The 12871-nt window shown below is 66.4% G+C and carries 7 protein-coding genes and 1 pseudogene; 2 read left to right on the top strand and 6 right to left on the bottom strand.

Annotation, left to right across the window (positions count from 1 at the left end; genetic code table 11):
* Positions 1 to 76 precede the first annotated feature (76 nt).
* From A5789_RS00210 to A5789_RS00200, 3 genes are read right to left on the bottom strand one after another with little or no spacing between them, the layout of a single operon-like run.
* Positions 77 to 1561, bottom strand: coding sequence for an aldehyde dehydrogenase family protein (locus tag A5789_RS00210; protein WP_064903451.1), 1485 nt, complete (start codon positions 1559 to 1561; stop codon positions 77 to 79).
* Positions 1558 to 2925: a glutamine synthetase family protein gene (locus A5789_RS00205; protein WP_064903453.1), complete on the bottom strand. Its 1368-nt coding sequence runs from the start codon at positions 2923 to 2925 to the stop codon at positions 1558 to 1560. Before A5789_RS00205 ends, A5789_RS00210 begins: the two co-directional genes overlap by 4 nt.
* Entirely contained in the window at positions 2915 to 3526 is a 612-nt protein-coding gene (locus A5789_RS00200) for a hypothetical protein (protein ID WP_064922751.1), read from the bottom strand. The genes A5789_RS00205 and A5789_RS00200 overlap by 11 nt, the downstream gene beginning before the upstream one ends.
* A 148-nt stretch (positions 3527 to 3674) precedes the next feature.
* Between A5789_RS00200 and A5789_RS00195 the strand changes: the two genes are divergently transcribed.
* Both A5789_RS00195 and A5789_RS00190 read left to right on the top strand, forming a co-directional pair.
* Positions 3675 to 4631 carry an alpha/beta hydrolase gene (locus A5789_RS00195; RefSeq protein ID WP_064903457.1) on the top strand — a complete coding sequence of 319 codons (957 nt, stop codon included), beginning with the start codon at positions 3675 to 3677 and terminating at the stop codon, positions 4629 to 4631.
* Positions 4632 to 5399: 768 nt separating this feature from the next.
* A complete protein-coding gene (locus tag A5789_RS00190) occupies positions 5400 to 6491 on the top strand; it encodes a dihydrodipicolinate reductase (RefSeq protein ID WP_227462724.1) in 1092 nt (363 codons plus the stop codon).
* A gap of 78 nt (positions 6492 to 6569) precedes the next feature.
* On the opposite strand, the gene A5789_RS00185 is transcribed toward A5789_RS00190, so the two are convergent.
* The 3 genes and pseudogenes from A5789_RS00185 to A5789_RS00175 all read right to left on the bottom strand — a co-directional run.
* The gene (locus tag A5789_RS00185) at positions 6570 to 7361 is read right to left on the bottom strand and encodes a S9 family peptidase (RefSeq protein ID WP_064903459.1); all 792 of its coding nucleotides are present in this window, start codon (positions 7359 to 7361) and stop codon (positions 6570 to 6572) included.
* 31 nt (positions 7362 to 7392) lie between these two features.
* A pseudogene (locus tag A5789_RS00180) lies at positions 7393 to 12072 on the bottom strand (amino acid adenylation domain-containing protein); the annotation flags it as partial.
* Between the two features lie 51 nt (positions 12073 to 12123).
* Positions 12124 to 12871 (bottom strand): IS256 family transposase (locus A5789_RS00175; RefSeq protein WP_064907202.1); only part of this gene is annotated, 748 nt, incomplete at its 5' end.

The raw sequence follows: 12871 nt of genomic DNA, 5'->3' as shown, positions 1-12871 counted from the left end.
TCTCGGATCTGGCCGCGGGCGCGGGCCGAGGCTCGTGGCTTCGACCCGCACCGCCGACGGCCGACGGGGGAGCGCCCTACAGGGCGATCCAGGTCGTCTTCAGCTGGGTGTACTTCTCCAGCCCGTAGGTGCCCTTGTCGGCACCGTTGCCGGACAAATTCCGGCCTGCGAACGGAGTCGACGGCACGCCTTCTTCGTACGAGTTCACCCAGACGTTCCCGGCGTCGAGTCCGCGGGCCATCCGGTGGATTCGCGAGACGTCACGGGTCCACACCGACGCGCCCAGCCCGAAATCGGTGTCATTGGCGAGGCGGAGCGCTTCGTCCTCGTCCCGGAAGGGCTGGATGCACACGACCGGCCCGAAGATCTCCGCGCGGGTGATCTGCATCGACGGGTTGGTGTCGACGAATACCGTCGGCGTGACCAGGGAGCGCTCCTCGTCGAGGGCCTGCTCACTGCCCGTCAACAGCGTGGCTCCTTCGCGCACACCGGATTTGACGAATTCGAGCACGGTGTCGCATTGGTTGCGGCTGCTCAGTGGGCCGAGCACGGTACCCGGGTCGAGCGGATCGCCGATCGTGAGCGTCGAAACGTGATCACACACGCCCGCGACCACCTCGTCGTACACCGACTGCTCCACGAACAGCCGCGACCCGGCGGTGCACATCTGCCCGGTATTGAAGGTGAACGCCCATGTCGCGGTGCGAACGGCCTGCTCGAGATCGGGTGCGTCGGCGAAGATGATGTTCGGCGACTTTCCGCCGAGCTCGAGAGACACCGGCTTGCCGTTGGATACCGCGGAGTCGCCGAGCAGCCGCAGGCCGACCTCGGTCGAGCCGGTGAACGTCACACACGCCACGGAGTGGTGCCGGCTCAGTGCCGTGCCGACCGTCGCGCCGCGTCCGGTGACGACCTGAAGCACCCCGTCGGGAAGCCCGGCGAGACTGCTCAACTCGGCCAGCCGCAGTGACGATGCCGAGGTCTGCAACGCCGGCTTGAGGACGACGCTGTTTCCGGCCGTCAGCGCCGGCGCCAGCTTGAGCATGGCGAGGCTGATCGGGAAGTTCCACGGCGTGATGGCTGCCACGACGCCCAGCGGCTCGCGCGTCACCAGCGCCACGGCGTCCTGGAGGCCCCGCGGCGAGTCGTCCATCAGCTTGTCCGCCAGCTCGCCGTACCAGCGGAGGTTCCGCACGGCGGAGGCGACCTCGAAGTCGCGGGCCTGGTGGACCGGCTTGCCCATCTCCCGGGAGATCAGCACGGCGAGTCGATCGCCATCCCGCTCGATCAGGTCTGCCCAGGCGATCAGGATGCGGCCACGGGCCGTCGGCGCCATCCGCGACCACGCACCACTCTCGAAAGTGGCACGCGCGTTCTTCACGATGCGATCCACATCTGCGGGGGCGGCCGACGGTACGGCGGTGAACTGTTCGCCCGTCCACGGATCGCGCAGCGGGAGGGTCTCGGCGTCGGCCGCATCGGTCCACGCCCCGCTCTCCCACATCCCGAAGGAAGTGGGGACGGCGGCGGCCAGGGCACGCAGGTGTTCGTCGCCGGTCATGCGAGTTCGAAGTAGCGCAGGAACTCCCAGACCGACAGCTGGGCGTCGTCACGCTCGGCTTCGGTGTGGAACGACAGCCATTCCCAGCGGCGATGACCGACCCAGTAGTCGACGAATTCGTCACCGAGATACCGGCGCAGCTGATCGTCGGCATCGAGCGCGGCGACCGCGTCGTAGAGGTTCTTCGGAACCGCGGGCACGCTACCGGGCACCAGCGCCCAGGCCATCTGCTCGAACGGCGCGGGCGGCGGTGTCTTCTCGTCGAGTCCCAGCAAGCCGCCGGCCAGGAACGCGGCCAGCGTGCAGTACATGTTGGAGTCGGCGGACGGCAGGCGGTACTCCAGGCGGGTGGCGGAGTTGTCGGCCGGCACGGCGCGAACGGCACAGGACTTGTTCGCGACGCCCCACGTCTGAGTGGTCGGCGGCCCTTCGAGCTCCATCAGCCGCCGGTAGGAGGTGATGGTCGGCAGGGCGAAGCTGGTCGACGCCTCGAGCGTCGCCATCACGCCACCGATGAAGTGCCGCATGCGCTCGCTGGGCTCGCCGGGCTTGTTCGCGTCGAAGAAGATGTTGCCGTTCTCGTCGCTGACCGAGACGTTGAGGTGGGCGCCTTGGCCGTACGCCGCGGACCACTTCGACATGAAGGTGATCGACCGGCCCAGCGAGTAGGCGACCTCGCGCATGACCTGGCGGGCGCGCGCCCACCGGTCCGCGGCGGTCACCGGATCGGCGGGGGCGATGTTGAATTCGATCTGACCGCTGGCGGCCTCGTCGGAATATGCCTCCCAGGGAATTCCGATCTCGTCGAACCGGGCGACGACGGCCTCCACGTACTCCACGTAATCGGGAGACTTCGCGTGCACGAGCGCGGCTCCGGCGTTGCCGCCGAGCGGCGTGAGGTTCTGGTACTGCTGGGCGCGCGCCTGATCGATGGACTCCTGGAAGACGGTCGCTTCGATCTCGACGCAGGCCAGGATGCTCAGACCGCGCTCCGCGTACGCGGCCGTGATGCGCTTGAGCGCCTGGCGGGGATCTGCCCCGATGGGTTCACCCTGCAGGGTCCAGAGGTCGCCGATCACCGAAGCCACGCCGGGCTTCCATTCGACCAGCGTGCTCTCGTCGGGCCGGAGCTCGATGTCGGTCATCGTGCCGTTGCGCCGCCACTCCGGGAAGCCGAAACCGAGCGCGGAGTTGTTGTTCAGGTCCAGACCCAGGGCCAAGTCGGGCAGCGCGATGCCCTTCTCCCGGCACGAGCGGTACTTCGCCGGTGAGAGCGTCTTGCCGATCAGGACGCCGTCCTGGTTGGTCGCCTCGACGCGCACGCGCGACACCGAGGTCAATTCTTCGAAACGGTCAGAGCTCACCGCACACCACCTTCAGGTTGGCGCCGATCAGCGCCGAGAGATCGGACATAGAACCCTGCAGCGCGAGTTCACCACCCTCGAGTTCTTCTATGACCAGCGAACGGCCACCGAACATGCGTGCCAGGGCGGCCGACGAACCGACGAACGTGTAGCCGGTCGCGGCGTCGCCGAAGGACGCGAATTCGTTCGCATCGAAGCAGTAGAGGTTGAGGCCGGGCGGCATGCCCCGGACCGCGCTCACGCGCTCCCAGAACGTCTCCGCGGCCGAACGCCAGTCGACGTCGGGTCCGGACAGCAACACCTGGACCTCTTTCGCGAAGCTGCCCAGCGCCTCGCCCTCCACCTCGGCCGGCGCCGGATCGGGCCACCGCACATCCCAGGTGAGGACCGGCTCCGCGCCGCTGTCGGCGGCGACGGTGACCTCCGAGCCGGCGAAGGTGACGAAGGCCTTCTGGGCGTCGGTGGTCGAAGACAGGCGGACCGTCCTGACGTCGTCGGTCGCGGTGAATGTCGCACCACGGGCAAACGCGTCGCGAAGACGCCGCGCCACCGACAGAACCATCGGGGTGGGGCGGTCTATCACCGCCACATTGCCTGTCACCGCGTGACTCGTTGATTCGGACATGTCTGCCTCTCTGCAGCTGTGGTCATGTGACTTAATCATGTGATCTAATCGGGTGTCCTGTCAATACCCGCGACCCGCTTCGTGCGCCGAAGCGAGGTGGTAGGTGGCCTGGAAGGAAGCTCGAATGGGCCTGTCCGTCACCGCGATGCTCGACCTGCTCGACGAGGACGCGCGCGCGTTCGCGCAAGCGCTGCTCAGTCAGGCGCCCCCACCTCCGTACGCCCGGTACGGGGTGGAAGGCGTGCGGTCGATCTTCGATACGGTCGACGCGGCTCGGCAGCCGATACGTCCCGTGCACAGCGTCGAAGAGCGAACCGTCGACGGGCCGGGCGATCCGCTCCGAGTCCGTTGTTACCGGCCTTCGTCCGCGCTCGGACTGCCGGTTTCGATCTACATCCACGGCGGCGGGTTCGTCGTGGGGACGTTGAACGGCGCGGATGATGTGTGCAGGTCGCTGTGCGTCGAGGCGGAGTGCGTCGTCGTCTCCGTCGAGTACCGGCGCGCTCCCGAACATGTCTTCCCCGCGGCCGCGGACGATTGCCTCCGGACCTACGAGTGGGTGCGGCGAGAGGCCGAGTCACTCGGGGTGGACCCGTCCCGCATCGCGCTGGCCGGTGACAGCGCCGGTGGCAACCTTGCGCTCTCGGTCTGCACGGCCGCGGCCGAAGCCCGCCGCGCGATGCCGAGAGCGCTCGTCCTCGCCTACCCCGCGACATCCAACGCCCACGCGGGCCCGTCCTGGGAGGTCTTCGAGCACGCGCCGGTCCTCTGCAAAACCGACGCGCTGTGGTTCTGGTCGAACTACGCCGCGGACGGCGAAGCGGATCCGCGGGCTGTGCCCATCCTGTCCGATACGCTGCACGCGCTGCCGCCGACTTTGCTGGTGGCGGCCGAGGTGGACGTGCTGAGGTCGGATTACGAGCATTTCGCCGCGACGGCGTCGCGCGCCGGCGCCGAGGTGGAGGTCCGCCAGTACGACGGTGTCCCACACGGCTTCTTCACCGAGGTGGCTTTCATCGGCAAGGCCAGGCGCGCTGTTGCCGACGCGGCGCATCATCTCCGGACGCACTTCGCCCACTGAGCCGCATCGCCCGTGGTCGCGGGCGAGACCGGCTCCCGCCCAGCGATGAGCGCACCGATCCCGCCCGGAATCATCCGGCTGTTCGGGATCGGGCGCTGGGTCCGGTCATTTTGGTGACCTCGGTGGGTCCGGTCCAACCGCAGGGGAGCCCGCACGTTCCGCGTGTGGTTACGGTTGTCCTGCCGTCGGCATAGTAGGTGACATTCATGAATGCGTTTGCGGCATAACCACATTCGGGGCAGGAGCCGAAGTGGTCGAGCACTTCCCGCGTTTGTTGCCCTACGACGAGCGTCGACAGCGTTGATGCTGCACCGGCCGTCCGGCTGGGGTCTTCCATATCGATATCCCTCGTTGTTCCTGTTCTCGATGGCCGTTGCGTCCACGCACGCCGGGCGGAAAAGCGCAGCTCGCAGGATCGTGAAACAACCGCTCACACGGAAGGCGCGGCAAAAAGGTGGTTCGCCACGCATGACGCGCTTGCTTTGAAACCGGACGAATGCCGACGTGGACGCCGGAATATTCATGCGACTAAGTCATATGATCATCGAGAGTAGCCAAAGCAAATGACACGGGTCAACACCTCGGAACGTGCCGCGTTCGAAGCGAATGCTGCGCTTCGGCGAAATCTGATCAACTGATAAAGTCGAATGAATCAGTCGTCTGATTCGCGCTCTGGGCCTGATCGCGTCCACCACGAGGCGACCGCCGAGGAGCTCGAGAAGCTGCACGGGCATGCGTGACCTCACACCCAACTCAGAAAGGAGTGCCATGAGCGCTCTGGCAACCCTCACGTACGAGCAGTTCGCCGAACGCATGATGCGGGCTGAGCGGGTCGGGCTGGAGGTGGTGGTCGTCGGTCTCGGCGCTACCGGTCTCGCCATCGTCGAATCCCTCGTCCCCCGCGTGGATTGCGTGTTGGTGGGGGCGCTGGATATCCGGCCGGCGCTCTCGGGCGTCGATCTGGCGTCGCTGGTCGCGAGCGCACCCGCGGTGCCGGTCGTCTCGTCGGCCGCGGAGCTGCCGCGCGCCGATGTGGCCGTCGTCGCCACGTCGTCGTGGCTGGAGGGAATCGAGCCCACGATCACGGCGCTCCTCGAGCGGGGGATGAACGTGGTCTCCATCTGCGAGGAGCTTCGCGAGCCGAGCCTGAGCCACCCCGAGATCGTGGCTCGCCTCGACCGGGTCGCGCGGGAGCACGGCGTCTCCGTACTGGGCACCGGCTGCAACCCTGGCATGCTGATGGACACGCTGCCGCTGGTGCTCAGCGGGCTCACCACCGAGGTCCAGCGCGTATCGGTGCGTCGGACCGCGGATATGAGTCGCTACGGCGCCATTCTGCAGAAGTTCGGCCTCGGGCTGACCCCGGACGAGTTCGACGCGCGGCAGCGGTCGGGCCGGGTGATGGGGCATGTCGGATTCGACCAGAGCATCGCCGCGCTGGCGCGTGGCCTCGAGTGGGAACTCGACAGCATCGAGGTGGACCCCGTGGAGCGCGACTTCGTCGCCGGCGCCGACAGGGCGGGCGAGCACGTCGCCGTCCCGGCCGGCACCGTCGCGGGCGTCGTCCATCGGGCGCGGGGAATTCGGGCCGGCGAGCCGGTCATCGAATTCGCCACGCACTTCGGCATTTTCGAGCCCGACGACGATGTGGCCCGCGGTGATTCCCTCACCCTCGTCGGCCGCGAGCAGACTATCGAGGTGATCGCACCGGGCGGCTACGAGAGTTTCCTGTCGAAAGTGGCCATGGCCTGCAACGCTGTGTCCGCGGTCGTCGCGGCCGAGCCCGGCTTCCGCACCATCCTCGACCTCCCGGTCTCCGCCCTCGCCAGCAAGGGCGCCCGCGCGACGCGGATGTCCTGAGCGCCCGGCGCGCCCCGCTTCGGGATGGAAGGGCATCGGGCACAGGTCATTCGGCGGGTTGCGAGGGGGTGGCGAGCTTCAGAGCGCCAAATCCATGACCGCCGCGCGGCAGGCCGCCCACGCGGAGGACGTGACGTCGATGAGTGCGTAGTGGTCGGTGCCCGGGAGCACCAGTAGCCGGGAGTCGTCCCCGGCATGTCGGGCTGTGGCGACGAAGCGCTGCGACTGGCTGAGTGGCACGTCGTCATCGGCGGTGCCGTGCACGCACATCGAGGGGACGCCCATCGGAAGCAATGCGCTGGGACAAGCCAGCGACCGGGCCGCGGGGTCGTCGGCCCAGGCGCCCAGGAAGTTTCGGATGGCTCCGGAGCCCAGGTCCTCTTTCAGCGCGAGCTCGAGGTCCAAAACTCCTGCCTGGCTGACGAACCCGGTCAGCGGTACAAGGGGCGAGGCTCCGGGAGAATCGGCGGGCAGCGATCCTCGACCGGCCAGCCAGCCGGCCAGCTGACCTCCCGCCGAATGCCCGATCGCGACGACTCGTGACAGGTCGAGACTGCCGACTTCCAGGGTCCGGCCGATCGTGGCGAGCCGGTCGACGGCGGCGGCAACGTCGAGACAGGTGGCCGGCCAACCGCCGCCGCCGCGGTCCGGGTCGCCGCCCACTCTCCGATATTCGATGTTCCAGGCGGCGAAGCCGTGTCGTGCCAGATCCTCGGCCGGCTCGGAGGTCAGGTCGGCACCGTAGGCCGTTCGCCAGAATCCGCCATGGATGACCACGGCAACGGGCCAGCGGCCGGGGCAGTCGGGAAGGCCGAGCGTGCCGTGCTGGCTCGGGTGGGTGCCGTAGCGCACCAACGCACGTGTCGGCATTCCACACCTCTCTCAGAGCGACCAGCGAGTCCTACGACGGCCGCGAAGAATCACTCAAGCGATCGATCAGGAAGCCGAGCCCGACAGTGCCCCCGGTGCCCCGGCTGTTGCCGATGAAGCGGCGGACGACGTCCAGATGGTTCAGTCGCCAGCGCGTGAGGCCGGCGATGAACACATCGAGCTGCGCGCCCAGATAGCGGCGCTGCCGGCGGTGGGTGCTGTCGTCGTCGTGCCGGTCGGCCACGATCTCCAGCAGAGCTGCCACGGGAGCGTGGCGAACGCCGGTCAGCAAGGTCGCCAACTGGTCCGACTGTGCCGCGCTCACTCCCTGCAGTCGAGGCCGGAACTGCTGGAAGGCGTCCACCGCGAGATGCTGTAGGGCGCTCTCTGTCGTCAGCATCAGTTCGAGCACGGCATTGGCACGCTTCAACCGATCGACCGCGTTGTCGAACTCCGCCAGACGGGCGGACTGCAGCGCGAGCTCGAGGTCGAGCAGGATCTGCGAAACCCACAGTTCGGAGGTCTGGTGGACGACCAGGAAGTACCTCTCGTCGCTCCAAGCAAAACGGTCGTCGCCCGCGAACAACGGCTGAACAGCGCCGAGCAGCTCGTCGAGGTGAAGGTAGTCCGCGTAGCTGAGACGCTTTTTCCCGGGCTTGTTCTCGGCCTTCTTCTCGGCATCGACGTGCTGACTCTGCTGCGCGGGAGCGGTATCGGAAGGTGTCGACGTGGTCCCACCGTGTCGCACATACGCGCAGATACCACCGAGGGCTTCGAACCACAGCCGGCTGAGCTCCGTCATCGCCGCGCGATCGAGCTTGGATGGCGCCCATGTCCACTGGGCGTGCAGGCGCGGGCCGCTGTCGCTGTCGACGGTGACCGCATTGACGGCCGCGGTGTGCGCCAGTGGCATTGCGCGACCGGCGTTGCCGTTGTCGGTGAACAACGAACCCCAATAGCCGAGCCGCCAGACATCACCCTCAGCCGAAGCGTCGAGCACCGGCACGCCCAGGCGCCCCAGATAGTTGAATCCGATCGGCGGGTCGGAGCCGCCCAGGTCGACATCGGTGTTCAGGTAGCGCAGCAGACCGTAGGTCACTGGGTTCGGGAGCGTACGAAGTTGCTCCTCGGCGTCACGGATCACCGCACCCAGCGCTGTCTCGCCGGCCGCTACCTGCGCCCACGAGAGCCCACCCACCGCCAGCGACACCGGGTATTTGGTCGTGAACCATCCCACGGTGCGCGACAGGTCGACATCGGGGGCCAGCTCCTCCTCGCGCCCGTGGCCCTCGACGTCGATGCCGATCGGTGTGCTGCCGCTGCCCGAAAACTCCGTCCACGCCAAGGCGTACGCGATCAGCAGGATCTCGTGTACCCCGGCATCGAACGCGGCCGGCACCTCACCGAGGATCGTGCGGGTGGTTTCGGCGTCCAGTGACACCTCCATGTGCTCGGCGGTGGCGAACGTATCCTCGGGCTGCACCGGCGGGATCGCGGCGGGGATCGCCGCCACCTTCCTCCAAGCGGCCGCCTGCCCGGCGATTTCCGGGCGGTGCGCGTACTCGGCCAGCAGCGATGCCCACCGGGCGAACGACGTCCCGGCTGTCGGCAACGTGACCTGTTGCCCCGCACGGTGTTGCGCCCAGGCGATGTTGAGGTCGTCCAGCAGAATCCGCCACGAGACCACGTCGACGGCCAGATGGTTCACTATCAGCACCAACTGGCGGGTGGACGCAACCCACAGCGCGCTGAGCATCACCCCGGCGGCCGGATTCAACCGAGATTGCGCCTTCGTCAGCTCCTCATCGGACAACTCGTCGACCGCTTGCAGACAAGCGCTCGCATCCACCGACCCCGCCTCGGGCACCCGCAGCGACCACCCACCGGCGCCGTCGTCGTCGACGCGGAGCCGCAGCATGGCATGCCGATCCAGCAAGGCCTGCACCATCACCACCACGTCGGTCTCGGTGACCTCCGCGGGCGCCTGCAGTAACGCCATCAGATTGAACTGCTCGATCGGGCCGTGAACACTGTGCAGCCAGCGCATGATCGGGGTCGCGACCACCTGCCCGACACCGTCGTCGATCGGGCCGTCGGCACTGCCGGCCGCCTCCGCCACCTCGGCCAGGCGTGCAACGGTCTGCTCGACGAAGATATCGCGCGGCCTGAACACGAGACCGGCCGTTTGGGCCCGCGCCACCACCTGCATCGATGAAATGCTGTCTCCGCCGAGGTCGAAGAACGAGTCGTCGATGCCGACGTGGTCGAGTCCGAGTGTGTGGGCGTAGATGGTGGTGAGGATTTCTTCTGTGGGATTGGTGGGGGCACGGTATTTGCCGGTGGTGTATTCGGGTGCCGGTAGGGCGCGGGTGTCGAGTTTGCCGTTGACGGTCAGCGGTAGTGCGGGAAGTGTCATGATTGCGGCGGGGATCATGTAGGTGGGGAGTTGTCGGGTGAGTCGGTTGCGTATGTCGGTGGGGTTCGCGGTGCCGGTGATGTAGGCGACGAGGCGTTTGTCTCCGGGGTGGTCTTCGCGCGCGATGACGGCTGCTTGTTCGATGCCGTCGAGTTGTGTTAGGGCGGTGCGGATTTCGCCGCATTCGATGCGGTATCCGCGGATTTTGACTTGTTCGTCGGCGTGGTCCACGTAGTGGAGTTGGCCGTCGCTTCCCCAGCGGACGAGATCTCCGGTGCGATACATGCGTGTGCCGGTTCCTCCGAACGGGCAGGGCACGAACCGCGTGGCGGTCAACGTGGGTCTGCGCCAATACCCGCAGCTGACTCCGTCACCGGCGACATACAACTCGCCGGGCACACCCACCGGAACCGGCCGTAGCCGTTCATCCAGCACGAAGAGTGCTGCTGTGGGTACCGGTGCGCCGATCGGTGGTGTTCCGGATTCCGGTGTCAAGGGTGGGGTGAGGGTGACGCACATGGTGGTTTCGGTGGGTCCGTAGCCGTTGATGACTGTGTGTTCGGGTGCCCAGCGGTCTACTACCTGGGCGGAGCAGGTTTCACCGCCGAGTATCAGTGTCAGAGGTTCCAGGTCGTGTGGCGTGAGCATCGCTGCGGCGGTGGGTGTTTGGGTCAATACCGTGACGTGTTCGACCGCGAGGATGTCGTGGAAGTCGTTGGGGGAGAGGGTGATCGAGTCGGGTATGACGACCAGTCGTCCGCCGTGGAGTAGCGGGCTCCAGATTTCCCATACCGAGACGTCGAAGGCGAGTGAATGGCATTGTGCCCAGACTTGTTTCGCTGCGGGTGTGGGTCCGGTGTTCAAGGTTGTCAGTAGTTGGGTGACGTTGTGGTGGGTGGTGGCTACGCCTTTGGGGGTCCCGGTGGTGCCGGAGGTGTAGATGAGGTAGGCGATGGTGTCCGGGCGCGGTGGCGGGAGTGGGGTGCTGGGTTGGGTGTGGATTGCGGGGTCGTCGATATCGATGATCGGTATGTCGATTCCGTCGAGTCGTCCGGCCAGGTCGGCGGTGGTGATGACGGCCGCCGGTGTGGCGTCGGAGAGCATGAATTCGATTCGTGCTCTGGGGTGTTCGGGATCGATGGGCAGGTAGGCGGCACCCGTCTCGAGTACCGCGGTGATGGCGGTGATGGCTTGTGCTGTGCGTTGCATCAGCAGTCCGACCACGCATCCGGGACCCACCCCGCGGTCGGTGAGCAGATGCGCCAACCGGTTCGCCGCCTCGTCGAGTTGCCGGTAGGTCCAGGAGTCTTCGCCGCAGCTGAGTGCTGTCGCGTTGGGCGTGCGGGCCACTTGTGCGGCGAACAATGCCGGAACGGACATCGCGGATGATGTGCGCGTACGCAATACGGCGCGGTTGCCGATTTCATCCAGCCGGGTGTGTTCGGATTCATCGAGAAGGTCCACTGATGACAGTGGTTGTCCCGGGTCGCGGGTCAGTTCGGTCAGTGTTCGTTCGAGCCGTTGGATGAGTGTTTCGATGGTGGTGGTGTCGAAGATGTCGGTGCGGAATTCCGCTGCGCCGGTGAGTCCGGCCGGTTCGCCGGTGTCGGTGAAGCGTTCGCCGAGGGAAAACGCTAGGTCCATGCGGGCGGTGTGGGTATCCACCGGGAGCGAGCTGATCTGGAGGTCGTCCAATATCAAGCCGGCTGCGGGGTCGTTGTTTCCGGTGAAGTTCTGCCAGGCCAGCAGCACTTGGATGAGGGGGTGATGCCTCAGTGATCTGGCTGGGTTGAGTCGTTCGACCAGGACTTCGAAGGGCACGTGTTGGTGTTCGAAGGCTTCGAGGCTGCGGGTGCGGACTTGAGTGAGTAGGTCGGTGAGGGTGGGGTCGCCGGTCAGGTCGACTCGGAGGACGAGGGTGTTGACGAAGAAGCCGACCAATTCGTCGAGGGCGGGGTCGTCGCGGCCTGCGACCGCGAATCCGATTGCGACATCGGAGCTGGCGCTGAGTTTCGACAACAGCACTGTCAGCGCGGTTTGGATGACCATGAAGCCGGTCGCGTTGTGCCGGCGTGCGATCCGGCTGATTTGTTGTTGTAGTTCGGGGGGCCAGTCGATTGCTACGGTGGCGCCGTGGTGGTCGGTAGTTGGTGGGTAGGGGCGGTCGGTGGGGAGTTCGAGGTGTTCGGGCATTCCGGCGAGGGTGTGTTCCCAGTACTCGAGTTCGGTGGTGATGGGGCTGTGGGGGTCGTGTAGGTCGCCGAGTTGGGTGCGTTGCCAGAGTGCGTAGTCGAGGGTGTCACGAGAACCGTGTAAGTCCGAAGCTAGTTCGGTACTAAATCTATTCTAGCACAATGGAATTCGGTTCGGGAACAGGGCAGCGAGCGCGTTGAGCGCCAGTGTCCAGTTCCTCGTTCCGGTGCCCGAGTAGCCTCCTCGCTCGCTGGAGATGTTGCGCAGGCCGAGGTAGATGAGTTTCATCGCGGAGTCCCGGTCGGGGAAATGACCGCGGGTTTTGGTGATTTTCCGCAGCTGGAAGTTGATCGACTCGATCTGGTTAGTGGTGTACACGATCTTACGCAACTCGACGGGATAGTCGAGGAAGGGCGTGAATTCGTCCCAGGCCAGCCGCCATGTGTCGACCGCTCCAGGGTATTGTTCACCGAATTTCGCGTCGAAGTCTTTCAGCGCGAGCTCGGCGCCCTCCAGATTCGGGGCGGTGTAGATTTCGCGCATCGCGGCGGTGACCTTCTTGCGGTCACCGTAGGACACGAACCGCATCGCGTTGCGCACCACATGCACGACGCACGTTTGGACCACAGTGTCGGGGAATACCGAGCGGATCGCGTCGGGCAGGCCGGTCAATCCGTCGCAGCAGGCGATGAGAATGTCACGCACGCCACGGTTTTTCAGGTCGGCGAGGACCTTCGCCCAGAACTTCGCACCCTCGGTGTCCTGGATCCAGCAGCCCAGGGCGTGTTTGCGGCCCTCGACGTCCACGCCGATGGCCAGGTAGGCGACCTTGGTGGTGACGACCCCGTTGTCCTTGATCCGCAACCGGATTCCGTCGACATACAGGATCGGATACACCTCG

Origin of the sequence: Nocardia sp. 852002-51101_SCH5132738 (assembly GCF_001665695.1) — a bacterium.
In the GTDB taxonomy this organism is placed as follows: domain Bacteria; phylum Actinomycetota; class Actinomycetes; order Mycobacteriales; family Mycobacteriaceae; genus Nocardia; species Nocardia nova.
The sequence above is the reverse complement of the archived record's forward strand: the minus strand, read 5'-3'. Positions and strand labels throughout refer to the sequence as shown.